At 59.1% G+C, this 20,735-nt stretch carries 19 protein-coding genes; 12 read left to right on the forward strand and 7 right to left on the reverse strand.

The annotated features are described in order from the left end of the window. The first annotated feature begins 27 nt into the window (after nt 1–27). The 7 genes from HF327_RS07100 to HF327_RS07130 are packed head-to-tail and all read left to right on the forward strand — an operon-like array spanning nt 28 to nt 8,398. A complete protein-coding gene (locus tag HF327_RS07100; protein ID WP_236024089.1) occupies nt 28–1,374 on the forward strand; it encodes an AAA family ATPase in 1,347 nt (448 codons plus the stop codon). Next, entirely contained in the window at nt 1,371–2,693 is a 1,323-nt protein-coding gene (locus HF327_RS07105) for a CpaF family protein (protein ID WP_169107581.1), read from the forward strand. The genes HF327_RS07100 and HF327_RS07105 overlap by 4 nt, the downstream gene beginning before the upstream one ends. Continuing rightward, nucleotides 2,686–3,654, forward strand: a complete 969-nt coding sequence (locus tag HF327_RS07110) for a type II secretion system F family protein (protein ID WP_169107582.1) — start codon at nt 2,686–2,688, stop codon at nt 3,652–3,654. Before HF327_RS07105 ends, HF327_RS07110 begins: the two co-directional genes overlap by 8 nt. Then, a complete protein-coding gene (locus HF327_RS07115; RefSeq protein ID WP_169107583.1) occupies nt 3,654–4,598 on the forward strand; it encodes a type II secretion system F family protein in 945 nt (314 codons plus the stop codon). Before HF327_RS07110 ends, HF327_RS07115 begins: the two co-directional genes overlap by 1 nt. Further along, the gene (locus HF327_RS07120) at nt 4,595–6,304 is read left to right on the forward strand and encodes a tetratricopeptide repeat protein (protein WP_169107584.1); all 1,710 of its coding nucleotides are present in this window, start codon (nt 4,595–4,597) and stop codon (nt 6,302–6,304) included. The genes HF327_RS07115 and HF327_RS07120 overlap by 4 nt, the downstream gene beginning before the upstream one ends. 30 nt (nt 6,305–6,334) lie before the next feature. Beyond that, nucleotides 6,335–6,778: a DUF3613 domain-containing protein gene (locus tag HF327_RS07125; protein ID WP_169107585.1), complete on the forward strand. Its 444-nt coding sequence runs from the start codon at nt 6,335–6,337 to the stop codon at nt 6,776–6,778. Between the two features lie 24 nt (nt 6,779–6,802). After that, nucleotides 6,803–8,398, forward strand: coding sequence for a pilus assembly protein TadG-related protein (locus HF327_RS07130; RefSeq protein WP_169107586.1), 1,596 nt, complete (start codon nt 6,803–6,805; stop codon nt 8,396–8,398). Here HF327_RS07130 and HF327_RS07135 read toward each other — a convergent pair. The 6 genes from HF327_RS07135 to apaG all read right to left on the reverse strand — a co-directional run bounded on the left by HF327_RS07135 (nt 8,382) and on the right by apaG (nt 14,909). After that, entirely contained in the window at nt 8,382–8,915 is a 534-nt protein-coding gene (locus HF327_RS07135) for a CinA family protein (RefSeq protein ID WP_236024090.1), read from the reverse strand. The two genes, HF327_RS07130 and HF327_RS07135, sit on opposite strands and share 17 nt — an antisense overlap. A 101-nt stretch (nt 8,916–9,016) precedes the next feature. Next, nucleotides 9,017–9,616 carry a phosphatidylglycerophosphatase A family protein gene (locus HF327_RS07140; RefSeq protein ID WP_169107587.1) on the reverse strand — a complete coding sequence of 200 codons (600 nt, stop codon included), beginning with the start codon at nt 9,614–9,616 and terminating at the stop codon, nt 9,017–9,019. A 100-nt stretch (nt 9,617–9,716) separates the two neighbouring features. After that, nucleotides 9,717–11,339: a DUF4139 domain-containing protein gene (locus tag HF327_RS07145; RefSeq protein WP_169107588.1), complete on the reverse strand. Its 1,623-nt coding sequence runs from the start codon at nt 11,337–11,339 to the stop codon at nt 9,717–9,719. 59 nt (nt 11,340–11,398) lie between these two features. Beyond that, a complete protein-coding gene (gene thiL / locus HF327_RS07150; RefSeq protein WP_169107589.1) occupies nt 11,399–12,376 on the reverse strand; it encodes a thiamine-phosphate kinase in 978 nt (325 codons plus the stop codon). Nucleotides 12,377–12,519: 143 nt separating this feature from the next. Next, nucleotides 12,520–14,481 (reverse strand): site-specific recombinase, encoded by a 1,962-nt coding sequence (locus HF327_RS07155; RefSeq protein WP_169107590.1) that lies wholly within the window; start codon nt 14,479–14,481, stop codon nt 12,520–12,522. A 20-nt stretch (nt 14,482–14,501) separates the two neighbouring features. Next, complete coding sequence (apaG, locus tag HF327_RS07160) at nt 14,502–14,909, reverse strand: Co2+/Mg2+ efflux protein ApaG (protein WP_169107591.1); 408 nt, start codon at nt 14,907–14,909, stop codon at nt 14,502–14,504. Nucleotides 14,910–14,940: 31 nt separating this feature from the next. On the opposite strand from apaG, the gene rpe reads away from it, so the two are divergent. From rpe to speE, 3 genes are all read left to right on the forward strand, one after another. Continuing rightward, nucleotides 14,941–15,621 carry a ribulose-phosphate 3-epimerase gene (gene rpe, locus HF327_RS07165; RefSeq protein ID WP_169107592.1) on the forward strand — a complete coding sequence of 227 codons (681 nt, stop codon included), beginning with the start codon at nt 14,941–14,943 and terminating at the stop codon, nt 15,619–15,621. A 148-nt stretch (nt 15,622–15,769) separates the two neighbouring features. Next, nucleotides 15,770–16,453 (forward strand): phosphoglycolate phosphatase, encoded by a 684-nt coding sequence (gene gph, locus HF327_RS07170; protein WP_169107593.1) that lies wholly within the window; start codon nt 15,770–15,772, stop codon nt 16,451–16,453. Between the two features lie 137 nt (nt 16,454–16,590). After that, entirely contained in the window at nt 16,591–17,874 is a 1,284-nt protein-coding gene (gene speE / locus HF327_RS07175) for a polyamine aminopropyltransferase (RefSeq protein WP_169107594.1), read from the forward strand. 1 nt (nt 17,875) lies between these two features. Here speE and HF327_RS07180 read toward each other — a convergent pair whose 3' ends face one another. Beyond that, nucleotides 17,876–18,481, reverse strand: a complete 606-nt coding sequence (locus tag HF327_RS07180) for a chalcone isomerase family protein (RefSeq protein WP_169107595.1) — start codon at nt 18,479–18,481, stop codon at nt 17,876–17,878. Nucleotides 18,482–18,905: 424 nt separating this feature from the next. On the opposite strand from HF327_RS07180, the gene trpE reads away from it, so the two are divergent. Both trpE and HF327_RS07190 read left to right on the forward strand, forming a co-directional pair. Continuing rightward, nucleotides 18,906–20,405, forward strand: a complete 1,500-nt coding sequence (gene trpE, locus HF327_RS07185) for an anthranilate synthase component I (RefSeq protein WP_169107757.1) — start codon at nt 18,906–18,908, stop codon at nt 20,403–20,405. Further along, entirely contained in the window at nt 20,402–20,734 is a 333-nt protein-coding gene (locus tag HF327_RS07190) for a chorismate mutase (RefSeq protein ID WP_169107596.1), read from the forward strand. Before trpE ends, HF327_RS07190 begins: the two co-directional genes overlap by 4 nt. Nucleotide 20,735 lies beyond the last annotated feature (1 nt).

Genomic DNA, 20,735 nt, shown 5'->3' on the forward strand with positions numbered 1-20,735 from the left:
AGCAAGGGTTGAGGCATGAATATGCGCATGGACTCCTCCTACCTCAACACCGCACAGCCTTCTTCAGGTGCTGGCAATGCGCGAGTGGTGCTGGTGACGCAATCGTCAGCACATGCCTTCTGGTTGGCGAGCGCTTTGGGTAACGACGCTGAAGTGATTCCCGTGGCCAACGACCTTGCGTTGCTGCAGTCGACGATTTCTGCCCCCGGCATGGGAGTTGTGGTGGTGGACTTTTCTTCACCGATGACAGACGCAGCGGTGGGTCTGGTGAGCGAGCTGCGAAGAATTATCCCTAGCGTAATCATCATGGGCGCAGGTGCGGCAGCAGAGCCGACCTCCATGCGTGCAGCCTTGCGATGCGGCGTGGCTGAATTTATTGACTGGGAGGCAACTGAAGGCGAGGCCAGCATTGTTATCAAACAGCAGCTTCAAGCCCGCGCCCAGGCACCTGCCGCAACGGCTTTGGCGCTGGAGCCAGAGACTCAAGGCTTCGCGCTGCCCTTGCTGGGCGCGCGCGTGGGCATGGGCGTTACTACGCTGGCCACACATCTTGCGGTGATGTTGCAGGAAATGCAGGCCCATGATCTGAGCGACGCAACGCGCCGCAAACAGCTAGCAAGACCTTTTGGAGCCAGTCAGCTGCCGCAGGATGATGCCGCGCATGCAGCGCTGCTTGATCTGGGTTTACCGGCACGTGATGGTTTGCTGTATTTGAGTGTGGCGGGTGACTTCAGTTTTGTGGATGCGGTGCAAAGCATGCGCCGTCTGGATTCGACGCTGATTGATTCCGCCTTTACCAAGCACTCTACGGGCACGGCAACTCTTGCCTGGCCATCTGACCTGGGGCAGCTGCGCGATGTCAGTCCTTCTGCGGCTGCCAGTGTGGTCAGTAGGCTCAAGGCCTTGCTCAAGGCGCAGGTGATTGACTTGGGAGGAATGATGCAGGCCGACTTTCTGGCCCCCGTACTGCGCGAATGCGGGCAAGGCTGGGTGGTATGCGATCAGTCGCTGGGCGGCATTGTGTCTACGGCGCAGATGCTCAAGGAGCTGGATGCCAAGGGCGTGGATCGTCGCACGCTCAAGCTGGTGCTCAATCGCTTTAATGCACAAGCCGGCCTGCCGGCAAAAGAAGTGGCGCAGCGCCTGGGGCTTGATCTGCTGCATGTGGTGCCTGACCGCACCACCGTGCTGCTGAATGCCGCCAGCTGCGGGCAACTGCTGTCGCAAACTCTGAGAGGCGATCCCTACGTGATGGGCATACGGAGCATGGCGCGCACCTTGTTGGGCGATGCGATGGCTGGCGACAAAGCGGCGGCACCACCAACTCCAAGCATTCTGGGGCAATGGGCCAAGCGTTTGAGGAGAGGCGAATGAGCATGGATATCGTTTTCGCCGAAAAAAGCAGCAATTTTTCGGATTCCAAACAGCTGCTGCTGATCAAGAACGTCGCACATGAGCATCTGCTGACACGTGTGGAAGAGCTGGGCGCTGTTTTTGCCAAATGGTCGACCAGTCGGGTGCGCCAGTTTGTGCACCAAGAACTCGAGCAGTTTGTGCGCCAGCAGCGCTTTCCCGTCAACGACGAGGAAGTGCAGTGGATTGCGCAGGCCCTGAACAAAGAACTATCGGGCCTTGGACCGCTGGATGATCTGATGGCCGACCCCGAGGTCGAAGACATTCTGATCAACGGCCACAAAAATGTCTTTGTTTCGCGCAAAGGCGTGCTGCAGCAGGAGACTCTGCACTTCACCGATAACGCCCATGTGCTGCGTATCGTGCGCCGCATTATTTCGCCGCTGGGTCGCCGTCTCGATGAATCCACTCCCATGGTTGATGCGCGCCTGCCCGACGGTGGACGTATCAATGTGGTGATTGAGCCGCTGTCGCTGGATGGCCCGGCCGTCTCTATCCGCAAGTTCCGGAATGATCCTCTGTTGGTGCAGGATCTGGTTAATTTCGGCACCCTGGATGAAGGCATGGCCCGCCTGTTGGAGCTGGCCGTGCGCGAGCGCTGCAATATTCTCATTAGCGGAGGGACGAGCTGCGGCAAGACCTCCATGCTCAACGCGATTGCCGGCTTTATCCCGGTCAATGAGCGCGTTGTGACCATTGAAGACACGGCTGAGCTGACGCTGCCGCACCCACATGTGGTGCGAATGGAAAGCCGACCCGGTGGCTTTGAAGGTGCGGGCGCTGTCTCCATTCGAGACCTGCTGCGCAACAGCTTGCGCATGCGCCCTGACCGCATTGTGGTGGGCGAGGTGCGTGGTGCTGAAGTGCTGGAAATGCTGCAGGCCATGAACACGGGCCACGACGGATCGATGGCCACGATTCATGCCAGCTCACCGCGTGAATGCCTGCACCGTATGGAAATGCTGGCGGGCTTTGCGGGTTTTCAGGGCAGCGAAGTCAGCCTGCGCCGCCAGATATCCAATGCGCTCGACTTTATTGTGCAGATCAGTCGCCTGCCCAACGGCAAGCGGCGCATTACGTCGATTACCGAAGTCACCGGCATCACCGACAGCGTGATTGCAACGCAGGAGCTTTATCGGCACGAGCTGCTGCCGCAGCCTGAGGGTGAAGACCAAGAGCGCTGGACCACCTTGGGCATGGTGCCGCATACGCCCAAGCTGGCGCGCTTCAGAGCAGTGCTGCAGCACGCGGGCAACAACGCAGGGATGCGCCATGGCTAGCAACGCTTTCTTGCTGCTAAGTCTTGCACTGCTGATAGCGGCGGCGGCTGTCGTGCTGTGGATGTTTGCCAGACGGCAGCAGAAGATGCGGCAGATGGCGCTGCATCTTGAGCAAAGCCTTGAAAAAAGCGCAGCCGCTGCAGCAGGCGTTGTGGCCAGAGATGCCAGTGCCTCAGCCTTTGATAACTCAGTGGCCGATGCCTTGCTGGCCAAAGACAAAAAAGCGAGTTGGCCTGTCCCAGCCATCTTGATTGGCACGGTCAGCGCCAAGCTGTTCTATGGCGGGCTGGCGCTGATTCTTTTGACGTTTCTGGTCGTCGGCCTTACCGCCGGCTGGCTGGCGGCCAGTGCCGGAGTGGTGGTGCTGGGTATCGCCTTCTTCTTTTTTCTGTACTCGCGCGCGCAGAAGTTCCGTTCCCGGCTCACGCGCCAGTTGCCAGGGTTTCTGGACAACACGGTACGGCTGGTGACGATTGGAAATTCCATTCAAGCCGCATTCCAGATGGCGGCGGCAACGACCAAAGATCCTCTGCAGTCGGTGATGGAAAAAGCAGCCAGCCTGGCTCGTGCAGGCATGGATCTTGAAAACGCCGTGGCCCATGTGGCGCGCCAGACGCGGCTTGATGAGCTGCATTTGCTGGCAGCCATCTTGCGCATCAGCGTGCGATATGGCGGCCGAGTGGATTTGCTGCTGGAGCGTGTCGCCAACTTCATGCGCGATCGTGAACAAGCCGAGCAGGATTTGTCCGCCATGACGGCAGAAACGCGCATGTCTGCATGGGTGCTGAGCCTGCTGCCAGTCGCGGTGTGCGGGCTGATTATTTCCTTTAATGCAGGCTACTTTTTGAAGATGTGGAACGACGCCAGTGGTCGCAATATCATCTGGGCCGCTGCGGCGCTGCAGGTTTTTGGTGTGATGCTGCTTTACCGCCTGGCCAAGCTGGATGAAGGGGCTGAGTAATGGAGAGTTCACGTCTTCTTCTAATGCTGAGCGCGGCCTTTCTTGCACTGGCTGCCTTGATTGCAGCGGGTGTTGTTGCCTACGGACATCAGCGGCGTGAACGCAGCAGCCGGGTCGTGATGGATGCCCTCAATCGCAGCGGTGTGATGGCGCCTGCTGCGCCCGGTAAACCCGCGAATATTCTGAATTCTCTTGATGGCGAGGAAGCCTTGCCAGAGCACTGGCTTAATACCTCGTTTGGCAAGGCGCTGGTGGCAGAAGAAGACCGCATCTTGCTGGGCCGATGTGGCTGGGGCTCCTCCCGCTCACAGCTGCAGTATTTGATAGCACGCAGCGTATGCGCTGTAATGCTTCCACTACTCTGCGCCTTTGTGTTTTCGGGCAGCGAACATTTTCTGCTTTCTCTTTTTGCAGCGTTCACCGTGGGCTTTCTGATTCCTAAATGGGTGCTGCGCAGCGTGGCTGGCCGCCGCCGTGCCAGTGTGGCGCGTGAGCTGCCGCTGCTGGTGGATTTGCTGGGCTTGCTGCAGGGCACGGGTATGAGTCTGGATCAGACGCTACAGGTCATTGGCTCGGACTTTGGCAACGTCATGCCCGTGCTTTCTCGAGAGGTGATGCTGGCGAATCAGCAGTACAGCCGAGGCAGTACGCGTGAGCGTTCCTTTGGCCGCATGAGCGAGGTTTATCAAAACGAAAACCTGGCCAATCTGACATCGCTGATGGCTCAGATCGATAAATATGGCGGTGCGGTGCAAGAGCCGCTGCGCGTATTTGGCGAGCGTCTGCGCGAACAGCGCAAGGCCAAAATGAAAGAGTTGATTGGAAAGATCTCGGTCAAGATGACGGGCGTCATGGTAGTGACGCTGCTTCCGGCCCTGATCATTATTACAGCGGGCCCCGGCTTTCTGGCCGTGATCCGCGCGCTGGGAGGGATGACAAAATGAGAAGAAAAAACCAGTACCTGATGTTGCCACTGGCTGCGGTCGCCGTATCCATGCTTGCAGGCTGTTCCAGCATGGGCAGTCTGCTAGGACAGAACCAGCCAGTGCTCTCCCCCGCCGCCAAAGCAGCTGCCGAGATGCCGCTGGAAAAAGAAGCTGTGGTCAACACGCAGGAGACTTACCTCTCGTTGGTCAAGCAGATGCAGGCCAAGTCGCTCTGGTATGCATCCATCGCTCACCTGGATGCGCTGGACAAGCAATGGGGCGCTTCCAGCGATTCGCGATTGATGCGTGCGGATGCGCTACGTCAGGTGGGGCAGTTCAATGCGGCGGCGACTATTTACCAAGGCTTGCTGGGCAGTGCCAAGGACGGCGCAGCACGCTACGGTCTTGGCCGCATTGCGGCCGAGAAAGGCGACTTTCGCAATGCCGCGCAGCAGATGGAGCAGGCGCGCATGAGCAACCCTGTGGATTCGCAGTTGCTGACCGATCTGGGCTATGCCCATCTGCGTGCGCGTGACCTGAATGCGGCGCGCATTCCCCTTATGCAGGCTGCGCAGCTCAACCCCGAAGATGCGCAGGCCAATGTCAACCTGAGCCTGTTCATGATGGTCAGCGGCCAGGCCCCGCAGGCCGAAGAATTCATGCGCCAGCGCAAGCTGGATGCGCAGACTCAGCAGGCAGTGAAGGAGCAAGCCAGCGAGTGGCTGAAGGGCGCCAAGCAGGCTGCGGCTCCGTCGGTTCCAGACCCCGCGACGCAGGCTACCGGCAAGGTCGTCAACCTCTCGCGCCCTGAGGTGACGCCGCCTGCAGAAACAGTGGCTAAAACGGTTGCTCCTGCCCCTGCGCAAGAGCCTACACAACTGCAGGAGGTACCTGCCGCAAAAAAATCCCTGCCGGAGCCTGAGGTGGCACAGGCTCCGGTCATGGCTGCGGCTCAGCCGCCAGCTTTTGTAGCGGTTGCAACGTTTGTCACTGCGCCTGCTGCCGTAGCCGATCTGCCTTTACCCGCAGCGCAGCCCATGCTGCAGCAAAGCGTGGCGCGTGCGCCCAGTGGTGGGCAGTGGATGGTGTCTGGCAGCAGCTTTGATTCAGCACGCCCGCGCTACCCAGGCCAGTTCACGCCTTCGGCTTCGCAAACCTATGCCTATGCAGCACCTGCGACCGTCCAGGCTGCGCCGGTGGCTCATATTTCTGCAACAGTAGCTGTTGTGCCTCCAGTCGTAGAAGTGGCTGCAACGCGTGCGCCAGTCGAGCCAAAGCCCGCAGTGCCAGCGGCCAGCCAAGCCCTCGTCGTGGTGCAGGAGCCTGTGAGGCCTTATCTGGCCCCTGCGCCCGTGCAGAAAGCGCCAGTAGTTCCTGTATCTGTAGCAACGCTTGCTCCCGCAGCCGTGCAGAAATGGCCTGAGCAACAGGCACCTGTGCTGCGACCTGAAGCCGCCAACCCGTCTCTCAATCCGTCCGTCGTGCCACCTCAGCCCACGAGGCCTGCGCGATCGCTGCAAGAAGGCTCCGTCGTCATGGCTGTCGCAAGCCCTGCTGCCGTTCGTCTGGCCAATCCAGTCAGTGACAGCAAGCAAACGGTGCAAGCCATATTGCCGCACCGCAGCTCATCCGGGGGATTGTTTTTTGAAACCCCGGAAGTCGAAGCCAGCAGCCAGTCAGCCTCTTCAGCCAAGACCGCCACGCCAGAGCGTGTGTGGCCCTGATTCGCTTGCGTGAACCTCAAAGGAAATTTTATGAAAATCCAGACTCCTTCCGTCACGCTGGCTCGTGTATTCACCCTGGTGGTCATGACGGCAGGTATGGCTTCGGCGGCCCTTGCGCAGCAGGCCAGTACCAGCACAGGCAGCAGCAGCGGGGTGACCAATATGAGTCCGCCCAGAAGCGTTGCACCCGTATCAGCGACTCCTGCGGCAACAGTCGCTGCACAGGCTGCGGTGACTCAGTCGCAGGCACCCAGCAACACATCGCTGAACCCGCCTGCGACTAATCGCGTGGGTGATGCCACCAGCTATTTGCTGGCACTGCAGGCGGGAGGGCAGTACGCATCACGTAATGCCTACCCTGTGACCAGCGATGTGGCGCAGCGAACCTATGCGCGCTACCTCGAAAGCTTTACCCACAAGATTCCTGAAAGCTCGGATTCGCAAGTGGGCAGCAAATCTGGCGGTAGCAAATAAGCGTCTGCCACAAGGTTTATCCACATGTCGTCTTTTGCAACAGGTCTGAGCTGTGCCCGCATACGTCGCCAATCTGGTGCAGTGGCGATGCTGGGCGCGCTATGGCTGATGATCGCCGTGATCTGCCTGGCCACCATTGATGTCGGCAATGTGTTCTGGCAAAAGCGTGAGTTGCAGAAGATTGCGGATCTGGCGGCGCTAGCGGGGGCGAGTGGGCCATTGGCATCATCTTGCAGCTCGAATAAAAGTGCATCTGCCTATTTGAATGCGTCTGCTAATGGGCTACTTGCTGACGATCTGCTGGAAACTGCTATCGGGAAATGGATAGCCAGTAATTCAGGCAATGACAATAAAGGTTTTGAGGTTGCCGGTGCAAAATCGAAAGAAGTCAATGCCTGTAAAGTCAATATAAAAAGAAATGTGCCATATCTTTTTATATTTTTTGCTTCAGGAAGTGAAGAAAGAACTGTTAGCGCTGCAGCAATTGCACGGCAGACCCCTCAGTTGGCAAAAATCACTGCCCGTACAACCCTCTTGTCGCTTAATACCGATGATTCAATTTTGAGTCCTGTGCTGAAAGGGTTGTTGGGGACTACAGTAAATATAAATGCAATTGGGTGGAGAGGGCTGGCTAATATCGATTTGGATCTGCTGCAGTACTTGAATTTACTGGCTGCAAAATTAAATGTAAAGGCGGGGGATTATACGGGGTTGCTAGATGTAAATACCAATGTGGGTGTTTTGCTGGGGGCAATGATTGAGCTTGTCCAAAAAGACTCCACGGCATCAGCTCAAGTTGCAGTTTTAGAAAAAATATTTGCAGCTGTGAAAGTTAGCCCGGTTTCTGTAAAGCTTTCTCAATTGTTGAATTTGGGGGCGGGTTTGAATGATACTGCCTTGGATGCTAAGGTTAATTTATTGGACTTGGTTTCTTCATCAATACTGTTAGCGAATAGTAAAAATGCTGCAAATGTTGATCTTGGCATATCTTTATTGATTGCAAATGTAAGGTTGAAACTCAAGGTGATAGAGCCTCCTCAGTGGGCGTTGGGGAATCCTGCTGTTGATGTCATTCAGGCGAAGACAGCTCAAATACAATTAAATACAGAAGCCAGCTTGATTGTGCCGCTTGTTGCCACAGTGGATTTGAAGTTGAAATTGGAGGTTGCAAGTGGAACGGCTAAAGTGGTTGGGTATTCATGCAATCCTAGTAAATATTTGAATGTTGATGTAGGATCTGGTCTATTGAAAGTTTCAACAGAAGGAAGCTCTGTTAAGCTTTTGCTAGGATTGATAAGTATTCCTTTGAATTTAAAAATCCCTTTTGAGAAAAATATTCCGGCGCATTTATTTAAAGACCCTCCAAGTATGAAAAATAATCAAAAATGGGAGAGTTTTGATATGAATTTTTCAATCGGAACTGTATTATTGGATGGTATTTTTGATGCCTTGCTGGGTCAGGGGGTAGGCTCGGAAATTTTGAAGGATTTATTGGGGTCGTTGAAACTTCTTATAGATGGGATATTGGGTCTTTTGATTACGGCGCTGGGTATAAATCTTTCACAGGTTGATGTTGGTGTTCAAATGAATTGTGGATTTCAACCTAGCTTGGTTTATTAAATATTTCATTCAATATTTGTAATGACTGATTTTTTATAATTTCACGAATTTGATTTCTTTCTCCATGTGCGTGTAGTAACACTGAGCTGACTTTCATGTTGACACACCACCCCACCCAAACCGTCCCCACAGGCTTCTCCACCGACCCGCCTCGCGGCCCGGCAATCCCCGTCACCGCAATGCTGACCTGAGCGCGTGAGTGGCGAATCGCACCTTCGGCCATGGCGCGCACGACTTCTTCGCTGACGGCTCCGTGTTGGGTGATCAGTTCGGCGGGCACGCCCAGCATCTCGGTCTTGGCTTCGTTGGAATAGGTCACAAAGCCGCGGTCAAACCATTGGCTGGAGCCTGCGAGGTCGGTGCAGGCGGCGGCGATCATGCCGCCGGTGCAGCTTTCTGCGGTGGCCAGCATCCAGCCTTTTTCGGTCAGCTTGGCTGCCAGTTGTTGAACCAGTTCTTCAATGCGGGGCTGTGGTTCTGTGAGCATGGTGTTTTGACTCTTTGAACATCCGTACATGGGCCAGGATTAGTGCAACGCGTCCGAGCAAGGGACACCGAGCAAGAGCCGCCTCGCGGCGAGGGTGTCGTTCCCCCTCGGGGGAGGACTCGAAGCGCGACTCAGGGGGCAGAGAAATGCCGCCACAGCGCGATCACCAGTAGCGTGCAGAAGGCTGCCACCAGGTCATCCCACATGATTCCCCAGCCGCCGCGCGGGCCGAAGCCTTTGAACAGGCGGTCGGCCCATTTGACGGGTTGGGGTTTGACGGCATCGAAGAAGCGGAACAGTGCAAAGCAGACCAACTGGCCCCAGAAGCCCAGAGGTGTGCACAGCCACAGAATGATCCACATGGCGACGACTTCATCCCAGACGATATGGCCGGGGTCGGCCACGCGCATGTGCTGGGCGGTGACCGTGCAGGCCCACCAGCCCACGGGGATGCTGGCGGCAATCACCCAGCCGATCTGTGTTTTATCCAGCCACTGAGCCAGCACCAGATAGGCCAGCCAGGCCCATAGCGTGCCGAAGGTGCCGGGTGCTATGCGGGGCAGGCCTGAGCCAAAGCCCAGCGCAATCATGTGGGCCGGGTGCTGCAGCATGAAGCTGACCGAGGGGTGAGCGATGGGAGCAGTTCCCATCTCAGCGTGCGCTTTGCTATTGATAGCTGCTTGCGCACTATCTGCCTGCGCTTCAGCGATATTTGAGGGTTCGTCGGTCATGACTTGATGATACGCGTGGCCTTGGCTCTGCCAATTCTCACTTGGTCAGGGCGTCGCCGAGCCTTGCCCTTTTCGCGGGCAAGGTGCGTGTCAATCGCTTTTACTGAAGGCCGCTGACGGGCAGGTTTTCGGGAAAGCGAATCTCGTGGGTGGCTTGAAATTGCGCTGTGCTGCGTGCGGCCAGGTTCTGTTCCCAGGAAATCATGCCGTTTTGTGCATTCCATCGGGTGCTGGTGGGCTGGGGCGCGTATTGCGATTGCACCTTGATTTGCTCATTGCCAGAGATGGGAGCCGTGTCCAGCACCTGCAGCGCAATGGACTGGTCGTGGCGGTTTTCTACGGCGTAGCTGCGCACCACAGTGCGTTCGGTCTTGCTGCTGGCCCAGCCGCTGCTGCCGGTATTGCTCTGTGCTGGCAGGCGGCGCACCACCACTTTTTCATCGCGGCCAAAAGACAGGCCCTGTGCCAGTGCCTGGGCGTTGCCAAAGTCCAGCCGCCCATTGCCGACCAGTGCATCGTCGCGGAACAGGGTGATCGGGCCTGCGGGCCAGATGCCTTGTGGCGCCGGCAGCGTGGCGATCAGGTAGGCAGCGTCTTCGACGGCAGGGGCTGTGCGAGTGAGCAGGCTGGTGGCCAAATTTTCCTGTCCCAGCGAGAGCGTGGTGCGCTCGGCGCTGGAGGGAACGGTGATTTTGTAGGGCACCACAAACTGCGTGCTGTACGCGGTGTTGATGCTGGAGACATCCAAATCTGGAAGAGCCGGCGCAGCAGCAAGTTCGGCCGTCATCTTGGCGCTGCTGGCGCGGGCCATCATGGCGGGTGCTGGCGCAGGCGCTGCGAGGGCGATGGGCTGGATGACATCGACCACCCAGGGGCGGGGCATGGCACCTTGTGTGTTGCGTGTGGGCTGGCCGGTGGACAGGCGCAGGCGCACCTGGCTCCAGTCCTCGCCGCTGGCCTGCACGACCAGTGCCTGTCGTTCAAGCTGTACCTGATTTTTGACCGTATTCAGCTGCGCGCGGTAGCTGGGCTGCCAGCTGGGGCCGCGGACCTGATAGCTCAGCCGCACATTGGCCGCGCGCGGGCTGGCCAGTTGCACGGTGATTTTCATGACCTGTGACTGCTGACCGCCTGTGCGGTCGCGTTCCTGGCGCAGCGGCTGCAATTGCGCCAGAAGGTCTTGCTTTTGCCGCTGAACCTGATGGGCGCGCATGCTGTTGTCGCGGCTGCTTTGGCGCAGGACCTGGCTGGTGCTCGCAATCTGCGTGGGCGTGACTCGGGCTTCGTCGCCGGGCTTGCTCACGCCCTGCAGAAAGTCGCCCACCAGCTTGGCGGCATTTTCTTCGGCTTCGATGCTGGCGAGCTGGTCTTCCAGCGTGCGTATCTGCTGGTCCAGCGGACTGGTGCATTCTTTGGCCGCCATCTGGCGGGCCTGCATCAGTACCTTGATTTCACCCACGCGCAGGCCTTCGTCACCGCTGATCTGCAGGCTTTGCGTGTCTACGCTGGCGGGCAGGCATTCAAAGCTCAGCTGACGGGTCTGGGCTTCAATGCGGGTTTCGCGTTGCACAGCGGCAATGCCGGGGTAGAGGGTGACCTCCGTAATCGGCGCACGGCTGCCTGAGACGCTGAGGCTGGCTCCATCGGCAGCCTGCGCATTCCATGCAGGCAGGGCCGCAGCAAGGCCGACAAAGTAGACAGGCAGCAGATGGCGTGAACGCATGAGGCAGCTCTCGTTTCCAGTGAACAAGGTTGGAGCTTAACCGAGAGCGTTGACAGCGCTTAGCTGCCAAAGTGGTCGAAAGACTTCCACTGGCTGGACATCAAAGCGCCATCAGCGCCGATGACGCGCAGGCCCGCTTCGGCATCAATGTGGCCTATGCAGGTCACGGGTGTGGCGCTGGCGGCACCTGCGGCCAGCACATCGGCATGGCGGGCGGCCGGTGCGGTAAAGCACAGCTCGTAATCGTCGCCACCGGCCAGCGTGCATTGCTGCTGAAGATTCAAGTCAAATTGCCATGAAGCACTTTTTGGATAAGCACTGGCAGCTATCAAAGGCGTAGTGAGGCGGCTATCGACCGTGGCACCGACTTGCGACAGTTCAAGGATATGACCGAGGTCGCCCAGCAGGCCATCGCTCACATCCAGCGCGCTGTTGGCAATGCCGCGCAGGGCAAGACCCAGGGCGACGCGTGGCGTGGGGCTTTCCAGTCGCTGGCGGGCTTGTTCAAGCAAGGCGGCGGGCAGCGGGAGATGGCCTTGCAGGGCCTCCAGCGCCAGCCTGGCATCACCCAGATGGCCGCTGACCCAGATTTCATCGCCAACCTTGGAGCCGCTGCGCAGCAGGGCTTGGCCGGGCGGTACTTCGCCAAACACGGTGATGCAGATATTGAGCGGGCCGCCGGTGGTGTCGCCGCCGATCAGCTCGCAGTCATGGGCATCGGCCAGTGCCAGCAGGCCTGCGGCAAATTCGCTGATCCATGCCTCATCAGCGCGGGGCAGCGACAGGGCGAGGGTGAAGGCGAGGGGCTTGGCACCGCTGGCAGCCAGATCGCTGAGGTTGACGGCCAGTGCCTTGTGGCCCAGCAGGCGCGGATTGACGTTGGGGAAGAAGTGGCGGCCTTCGACCAGCATGTCGCTGGAGATGGCCAATTGCATGCCAGGGGCCGGGGCCAGCAGCGCGCAGTCGTCGCCCACGCCTAAAGCGGCGCGGCGCACGGGCCGCTGAAAGTAGCGGCGGATCAGATCAAATTCACCCATGAAATCACTGGCCGCTTGAAAGGCGGCACGTTGGGCCGCTGGTCAACGGCCATGGTTAAAACTGTTCCAGTGCCTCGGCGTGCGTGACCGTGACATGGCAGATGGTCGGAAAGCCGCTCAAATTTCGGGACGGCTCTTTGGATTCACGGCCAGAAAAAGCTCCATGGCCTGCGCCAGAAGCGCTGGCGTATGGCTTTGTAGATGCGCGAGCGGTCCACACCGCTGACGTTGTGGGCACGCAGCGCCACGCGGAAAGCCATGTAAAAGCTCACGCCCACATTCAACGCCGCGTTAAAGGGCAGCATGGCCACGGCCCACCACAGCAGGTCGTCGTGCAGCACCTCCCAGCCCAGCGATGCCGCGGCGACGCCGATCTGGCCGGTGGACAGGGTGACGTGGCGCACTTCCATGCCCAGGCCAAAGAAGGCCGTAAATGCGGGCACCAGTCCCAGCATGAAGCCCAGCGAGATATTGGATGCGAGGCTGGAGATGTTCTTGCGCAAAAACGTTGCCCAGCGGTCTGCACGCTCCGCGCCCAGTGTGCGTGTGATGCTTGGATTGTAGCGAATGACCGAGTCGATATTGCGCAGCACAAACCAGTTTTCTGCACCGCCCGCAATCAGGCTGCTGGTGAACAGCAGCACACCCGTGAATGCCGCAAACAGCACCGATGGGCCGAGCAGGCTCAGCGAATCCAGCACCTGCTCTGCATGCTTGGTACTGAGTGCCTGATGGCCTGCAAGATAGGCGTATCCAAGGGACAGCAGCAGCGCGGCGGGGAAGACGATCAGCACGTTGCCCAGAATGGCGGCGACCTGAGAGCGCACCAGGTGGGCAACCTCGTCGACGAACTCCTGAATGGAGCTGTCGGTCTGGATGTCCTTGAGCTTGGCCGCCATGGCGGGTGCCGTCATGGCGGGCTGCTTGGTGGCTACCGTGAAATGCAGCATCTGTATCAGCACAAAGCTGATGGCGTAGTTGAAGCCCGCCGCCAGCCCCGACCAGAAGACGGACAGGCCCAGCGCATACAGCGCAAACTTGGCCAGCGTGGTGAATGCCATCACAAAGCCGCCACCGGCGGCCTTGGCCATCATGCTGCGGTATTCGGCACCGTCGCGGGTGATGTAGTGCTCGCCCGTCTCGGCGCTGCGCTCGGCCACTTTGGCGGCCAGCAGCGATGAGTTGGTGGACATCAGTGCACGCACACTGCGACGTTCAATGCCCACAGCGACGAGGTTGGAGAGCAGCTCGGACGTTTCATACGAGCGGTCATTTGACAGCAGGCAGTCCAGCAGGCGGCGAATGCGCACAATGCGCGCGCGCACCTGGCGCAGTCTGAAGATCAGGCCGACGGAAATGCCTTCGGCCTCGACGTAGGAGTACACCGATGACACAGCGGCGCGGCAGGATTCAAGGCGTTCGCGCAACTGCGCGGCCGCGGCATCGCGGCGATCTGTGGTGCGCAGCGGCAGCATGACTTCCACGCGCAGGTTTTCCACGTCGTGAATCAGTGCGTGAAACGGCTTTTCCTCGCGCGCCTGTTCGCTCATACGCAGACGCAGCTCGGGCGCAAAGCCCGTGGAGAGAATCTGGCCCGAGCAATAGGTGATGGCGTCGAGCAGATTGCGCTCCCAGAAGCTGACGCTTTCTTCCTGCTGCGGGGCCAGTAGCGCCGTGATGCGGTTCATGAGCGGGCTATCCAGCGCATGCAGCCAGCGGGCATCAAAGCGGTCGGGAAAGACCAGCATGAACAGCTCTGAGGCATCTACCGTCTCGGGCGTACTGGGCAGCTTGTAGCGCAGGCGCTCGACCACTTCACTGGCCATGGCGGTGCGCGGCGCAAAGCCAAAGTCGGCCAGCAAGGCGGTGATGTCCACCGTCTCCACCAGCGTCTTGCTCCAGCGGCGCAGGCGATTCAGCGCCTCGGGGTCAGCCTCGAATGCAGCCACGATTTCCTCGACGCGCCGGACAGCGCCATCGACCGACGGCTGGGCTGCGCGTATCCATTCGGCCAGATAAATCAGCCACAGATGGCGCTGTGCAAGGCCTGCGTCGGGGTCCAGAGACGTGAGCAGGCCGGGCAGGTCAAGAGTGCTTTTTTTCATGCTGTAACGGTAATCACGTCTTAGTGCAGAACGCGTGTTTCGGGCATGGGCATAGGCTCGCCAGAGTCGTTCATTTGCAGCACGAACAGGGGAATCTCGCACTCAAAGGTTTCACCTTCGTGACTCACGCACAGATAGGTGCCACGCATGGTGCCCGAAGGGGTGCGCATCTGGCAGCCGCTGCTGTACTCAAACGACTCACCGGGCTGCAGCAGCGGCTGGCGCCCCACCACACCCAGGCCCTTGACCTCTTCGACATGGCCCAGCTCATTGGTGATGACCCAGTGCCGCGCAATCAGCTGCGCGGGCACCTCACCCGTGTTGGTCACGGTGATGGTGTAAGAAAACACATAGACGCCGGCGGCCGGGGTGGACTGCTCGGGCAAATAGGCGGGCTGGACTTGAACCAGAAACTCGTGCATTGGCATGGCCCAATGGTAACTGCGACAATTGCTAACCATGAGCCCCACCTACCGTATTGCCCCCTCCATCCTGTCTGCCGACTTTGCCCGCCTGGGCGAAGAAGTGCGCAATGTCATTGCTGCAGGCGCTGACTGGATTCACTTCGATGTGATGGACAACCATTACGTGCCGAATCTGACTTTCGGCCCCATGATCTGTCAGGCTTTGAAGCCCCACGCCGTGACGGCCGATGGCAAGCCCGTGCCCATCGATGTGCACCTGATGGTTCAGCCCGTGGACGATCTGGCCACCGCCTTTGCCAAGGCCGGTGCCGACTACATCAGCTTCCACCCCGATGCATCGCAGCATGTGCACCGCAGCGTCCAAAACATCAAGTCCCACGGCTGCAAGGCCGGTCTGACCTTCAATCCCGCCGCGTCGCTGGATGTGCTGGACTGGATGATCGAAGACATCGACCTGATTTTGCTGATGAGCGTCAACCCCGGTTTTGGTGGTCAAAGCTTTATTGATAGCACGCTGCGCAAGATTGAAAAGGCCCGCAAGCTGATTGATGCTTCTGGCAAGGACATTCGCCTGGAAGTGGACGGCGGCATCAAGGAAGCCAATATTCGCGCCGTGGCCGATGCCGGTGCCGACACTTTTGTGGCTGGCAGCGCCATCTTTGGCAAGCCTGACTACAAGGCTGTGATCGACCAGATGCGCAAGAACCTGGGCTAACTTGCCCTGAGCGGCTCTGGCTTGGCGTCCGTGCTGGAGTCGTTTGAAGCAAAGCCTGCATGGTTGCATCATGCAGGCTTTTTTTTGAGTCTTTTTGGCTGCAAGTGCGCTATTGGGTTGCGCTTGCAGCTATTGAAATGATAGTTGTATGAAGCTGAACCTGCCCACTCCCGCTGCTGCTCTGGATATTGATGCCGTCATGGTCGATCTGGACGGCACCATGGTCAACACACTGGGTGACTTTGCCGAAGCGCTCAACCGCATGCTGGCGGATCTGTCTTTACCCGCCATTGCGCCGCAAGCCATTGAAAACATGGTTGGAAAGGGCAGCGAGAACCTGATTCGCTCCGTGCTGGCGCATGTGGGCGCGGCAGATATCGATGCGGTTTACCAGCAAGCTTGGCTGCGCTACGAGCATCACTATCTGGCCATCAACGGCCAGTTTGCTGACCTCTACCCCGGCGTGCTGGAGGGTTTGCAGGCGCTTCAATCCATGGGGCTGCGCATGGCCTGCCTGACTAACAAGCCTTTGTCTTTTGCCCAGCCGCTGCTGGCTGCCAAAGGGCTGGATGGCTTTTTTGACTGCGTGTTTGGTGGTGACTCCTTCCCCCGCAAAAAGCCCGACCCCATGCCGTTGATTGAGACCTGCAAGGCATTGGGCAGTGAGCCGGCCCGCACGCTGATGGTGGGGGATTCCAGCAACGACGCACAGGCCGCTCACGCCGCCGGCTGCCCGGTGGTGCTGATGACCTATGGCTACAACCATGGTGAGCCCATCACGGCGGTGGATGCCAAGGCACATTTGCATTCGCTGGCGCAGTTTGCTGTGTGATGCTGTGGCGTTGTCCGCATTTCTGGCAGGAAAGAGTGCGGATAAGCATATTTGATAGAGTCATTCGCTTTGCCTGAACCATGCCGCTCCCAGATGTACTGGGGTGCTGGCAGAGAACGAAGGGGGACTCACGCCACATGCACGGACTGCACCTGACTGCCGATCTTTACCAATGCACAGGCCACGAGCGCTACATGCTCGAAGCCGATGCTATCGCCCAACTTTGCCGCGACCAGACTGCGGCCTCGGGCCTGACGCTGGTGGATGACACATGGGTGAAATTTCCGCCCTATGAAGGTCAGCCCGGCGGCGTGACGGGAACTGTTTTGCTGGCGGAGTCGCATCTGGCCATCCACACCTGGCCGGAAACGGGCAGCGTCACCATTGACGTTTATGTGTGCAACTTCTCGGATGACAACTCGGGCAAGGCCCGCAGTCTGATGGAAGGCGTGATCGGCGCGTTTGCACCCCAGCGCGTGCTGCGTCAGCATCTGATGCGTGGCGACATCCGCATGGCGACGCCTGCTGAAGGCGCGTCTGAGGAGGTACCTGAGAGCGCGGCGCAGACTGAATCCAGCTGGGCCATGGAGCAACTCACGCCGAACACCCGCTTTGGTTATCGCACCACGGGCAGCGAAAAGCAGCAGACACCGTTTCAGCAGCTGGAGCTGCTGCAGACGCCGCAGTTTGGCAAGGTGCTGAGGCTCGATGATCGCTTTATGACCTCCGAGGGCGAGGAATTTTTCTACCACGAAGCGCTGGTTCACCCGGCCGCCATGGCCCATCCCGCGCCGCGCAAGGCCTTGATTCTGGGTGGTGGTGACGGTGGTGCCGCCGAAGAGCTGCTCAAGCACCCGAGCATTGAGCGTGTAGTGCTGGCCGAGCTGGATGAGGCAGTGGTGCAGTTCTCGCGTCAGCATCTGCATGCGGTGCATCGCGGCGCGCTCGATGATGCGCGCGTGCAGGTCTGCATAGGCGACGGACTGGCCTTGATGGACGAAACCGATGAGCGCTTTGACCTGGCGCTGATGGATCTGACAGACCCGGATACGCCGGCCAGTGCCCTGTATTCGCCAGCGTCACTGTCGTGCATGAAGCGCGTGCTGGCACCGGGTGGCGCGCTGGTGCTGCACTTGGGTAGCCCGGTCTTTCACGGCAAGCAGGTGGCTGAGCTGGTGCGCAGCCTGCGCGAGCAGTTTGCGGTGGTGCGCTGCTATGGCCTCTACATTCCGCTTTATGGTGCCTACTGGGGACTGGCGGTGGCCTCTGACGAACTGGACCCGCTGGAGCTGAGGGAGCAGAAAGTGGCCGAGCGCCTCAAGCAACGCAATGTGGGCGATCTGCAGTACTACAACGCGCAGGTGCACGGCGCACTGTTTGCGCTGCCCGGTTATTACCGCGATCTGCTGAAACCGCAGTGAGTCAGCCGGCCTCACCCAGCAGGGCCTTCTTGAGCTGCTGATCGGCGGGCCTGGGGCCTAGCCAGATGCCCAGCAGGGCGTTGAAGAATTCGGGCTCTTTAAAGGCTTCACCCTGCGGCTGCCCCTTGACGGTGACGATGCTGCCCTGACCGGGAATCCAGTCCACGGAGAAGTTTTCGCCCGCCAGCAGTTTTTTGTGCTGGCTGAACAGCTCGCTCATGCGCATCACACCGGGAATCAGCTTGGAGAACGCGGCGCGCTCCATGTTGTCTTCCATCCCGCGTGAGAACAGCTTGCCCAGTTCTGCCGAATCAATGTCGCGCAGCATGGTCACGGTGATGCGTTTGGGGCCGCTAAGGGCTGCCACGTCCTGAAAGTTGTGGGCGGGCTTTTCCAGGTAAAGACCGGCGGTATAGACCTTGAAAACTGCCTTGTAGCGCGTGCCCGCGCCGTTGAGTTCCAGCGCCTTGCCTTGCGACTGAATCGTAGCTGGATAGCTTACGCCGTGGAGTTTGACGGGGTCGGTCGACGCGGCCTGCGCCAGAGTGGCGGAACTCGCAAGCGCTACCGCTAGCAGCAGGGCACGCGTAAAACGAGAGCTGGGCATGGGGTGTGTCTCCTCGGTAGGCCGGCGTTGAAGCTCTGGTGGCTGCCGGTTGGGTTGTGTATGTTTAAATTTGTAAGCGTTCACTGCAATAAGGACTCACCCCAGCGCCGTGAAGATGCGGCGGTTACGGCTCGCCGCTCGGCAAACCGCGTGAGCGCCATGGCCTGCCTCTGTATGCGCTACACTGTTTGCATCATGTTCATTCATCGCACGTTCAATGCAGGTTGTGGAGACCGGGGAGCCTGGCCCTGGCGTAAGCCTGCACATCCGAACTGCTAAAGCACCCGGCACGAGCCCGGCGTGCACTCGCGGCCTGACCTTAGGCCATGGAATGAACCGGCGCATCCCCCAGACAATCAGCGTCACCTGCCATCTCAAAAGTCAGAGCAGGTGAGCCATGCGCCATGTATCCGGAGTTTTCACCGTGATCACGGAACTGGAATTCAAGTCTCTCGCGGCCCAGGGCTATAACCGCATCCCCTTGTTGATCGAGGCCTTTGCTGACCTCGAAACTCCGCTCTCTCTCTACCTCAAGCTGGCTCATGCCAATGGCGACGGCAAATACAGCTTTTTGCTGGAATCCGTGGTTGGTGGCGAGCGCTTCGGCCGCTACAGCTTCATCGGCCTGCCCGCACGCAGTTTTGTGCGTGCTTCGGGCTTTGGTGCAGACGCCAAAACCGAGGTGGTGACTGATGGTCAGGTGGTGGAGACGGCCAGCGGCAACCCGCTGGACTTCATCGCTGCGTATCAGCAGCGCTTCAAGGTCGCCGTCACGCCCGGCATGCCGCGTTTTTGCGGTGGCCTGGCTGGCTACTTTGGCTATGACGCTGTGCGCTATATCGAGAAAAAGCTCGAAAAATCCTGCCCGCCCGATAGCCTGGGCACGCCCGACATCATGCTGCTGCAGTGCGAAGAGGTCGCCGTCATCGACAACCTATCGGGCAAGCTCTACCTCATCGTCTATGCCAACCCAGCAGAGGCTGAAGCCTTTGGCAAGGCCAAGAAGCGCCTGCGCCAGCTGAAAGATCAGCTGCGTTACTCCGTCAGCGCGCCGCAAATTCGTGCGGGTGAGAGCTATCCTGCCGAGCGCAGTTTTGACAAGCAGGACTATCTGGCCGCAGTGCAAAAGGCCAAGGATTTGATTGCCGCGGGCGACTTCATGCAGGTGCAGGTTGGTCAGCGCATTCAGAAGCGCTTCACCGCATCGCCGCTGAGTCTGTACCGCGCGTTGCGCTCGCTGAACCCCAGTCCTTACATGTACTTCTACCATTTTGGGGACTTCCATGTGGTGGGGGCCAGTCCCGAGATTCTGGTGCGCCAGGAGCGCACGACCGATGGCCAGAAGGTCACCATTCGCCCGCTGGCCGGTACCCGCCCGCGTGGCAGCACCGTGGAATCCGACAAAGCGACCGAACAAGAGTTGGTTGCTGATCCCAAGGAGCGTGCCGAGCACGTGATGCTGATTGATCTGGCGCGCAACGATATTGGGCGCATTGCCAAGACTGGCAGCGTCAAGGTGACCGAGGCTTTCTCGATCGAGCGCTACAGCCATGTCATGCATATCGTGAGCAATGTGGAAGGCATCTTGCAGGACGGCATGGACAATATGGATGTCTTCAAGTCCACCTTCCCCGCAGGCACGCTGACCGGCGCTCCCAAGGTGCATGCCATGGAAGTCATCGACCAGCTCGAACCCACCAAGCGCGGCATTTACGGCGGTGCCTGCGGTTACCTGAGCTTTGCGGGCGATATGGATCTGGCGATTGCGATTCGTACCGGCGTCATCAAAGACAACATGCTTTACGTGCAGGCAGCTGCTGGCGTGGTGGCCGATTCCGTGCCCGAGATGGAATGGAAAGAAACTGAGCACAAGGCCCGTGCCTTGCTGCGTGCGGCTGAACTGGTGGAAGAAGGTCTGGAATGAACAAGGCAATTGACTTGGTGCAGCCCTGCACCACCATGGAAGATGTGCGCCGCAATGTGAATGCACTTGACGATGTGCTGGTGCCGTTGCTGGTCACACGCATCGGTTATATGCAGCAGGCCGCGCGCATCAAAGGTGATGTGGGCCAGGTGCGCGACGAGGCGCGCATCGAAGCCATCGTGCAGCGCGTGCGTGAGCGCACGGTGCAGGAAGGCGGCCAGCCCGATGTGATGGAGCAGGTGTACCGTGAGCTCATGGAAGCCTGCATCGCCTACGAACACCAGGAATTTGCGCGTCAGCGCAGTCATAGCGGATCCACCGAGGAGTAAG

It is taken from the genome of Comamonas suwonensis, from assembly GCF_012844455.2.
GTDB lineage: Bacteria > Pseudomonadota > Gammaproteobacteria > Burkholderiales > Burkholderiaceae_C > Comamonas > Comamonas suwonensis.

Coding starts and splice junctions, on each gene's coding strand:
- apaG (WP_169107591.1), bottom strand. CDS start 14,909: ATGCCAATGCACGAGTTTCTGGTTCAAGTCCAGCCCGCCTATTTGCCC.
- HF327_RS07145 (WP_169107588.1), bottom strand. CDS start 11,339: ATGCGTTCACGCCATCTGCTGCCTGTCTACTTTGTCGGCCTTGCTGCG.
- HF327_RS07110 (WP_169107582.1), top strand. CDS start 2,686: ATGGCTAGCAACGCTTTCTTGCTGCTAAGTCTTGCACTGCTGATAGCG.
- HF327_RS07155 (WP_169107590.1), bottom strand. CDS start 14,481: ATGAAAAAAAGCACTCTTGACCTGCCCGGCCTGCTCACGTCTCTGGAC.
- rpe (WP_169107592.1), top strand. CDS start 14,941: ATGAGCCCCACCTACCGTATTGCCCCCTCCATCCTGTCTGCCGACTTT.
- HF327_RS07120 (WP_169107584.1), top strand. CDS start 4,595: ATGAGAAGAAAAAACCAGTACCTGATGTTGCCACTGGCTGCGGTCGCC.
- thiL (WP_169107589.1), bottom strand. CDS start 12,376: ATGGGTGAATTTGATCTGATCCGCCGCTACTTTCAGCGGCCCGTGCGC.
- HF327_RS07130 (WP_169107586.1), top strand. CDS start 6,803: ATGTCGTCTTTTGCAACAGGTCTGAGCTGTGCCCGCATACGTCGCCAA.
- HF327_RS07180 (WP_169107595.1), bottom strand. CDS start 18,481: ATGCCCAGCTCTCGTTTTACGCGTGCCCTGCTGCTAGCGGTAGCGCTT.
- HF327_RS07135 (WP_236024090.1), bottom strand. CDS start 8,915: ATGTACGGATGTTCAAAGAGTCAAAACACCATGCTCACAGAACCACAG.
- speE (WP_169107594.1), top strand. CDS start 16,591: ATGCACGGACTGCACCTGACTGCCGATCTTTACCAATGCACAGGCCAC.
- HF327_RS07190 (WP_169107596.1), top strand. CDS start 20,402: ATGAACAAGGCAATTGACTTGGTGCAGCCCTGCACCACCATGGAAGAT.
- HF327_RS07115 (WP_169107583.1), top strand. CDS start 3,654: ATGGAGAGTTCACGTCTTCTTCTAATGCTGAGCGCGGCCTTTCTTGCA.
- HF327_RS07100 (WP_236024089.1), top strand. CDS start 28: ATGGACTCCTCCTACCTCAACACCGCACAGCCTTCTTCAGGTGCTGGC.
- gph (WP_169107593.1), top strand. CDS start 15,770: ATGAAGCTGAACCTGCCCACTCCCGCTGCTGCTCTGGATATTGATGCC.
- HF327_RS07125 (WP_169107585.1), top strand. CDS start 6,335: ATGAAAATCCAGACTCCTTCCGTCACGCTGGCTCGTGTATTCACCCTG.
- HF327_RS07105 (WP_169107581.1), top strand. CDS start 1,371: ATGAGCATGGATATCGTTTTCGCCGAAAAAAGCAGCAATTTTTCGGAT.
- HF327_RS07140 (WP_169107587.1), bottom strand. CDS start 9,616: ATGACCGACGAACCCTCAAATATCGCTGAAGCGCAGGCAGATAGTGCG.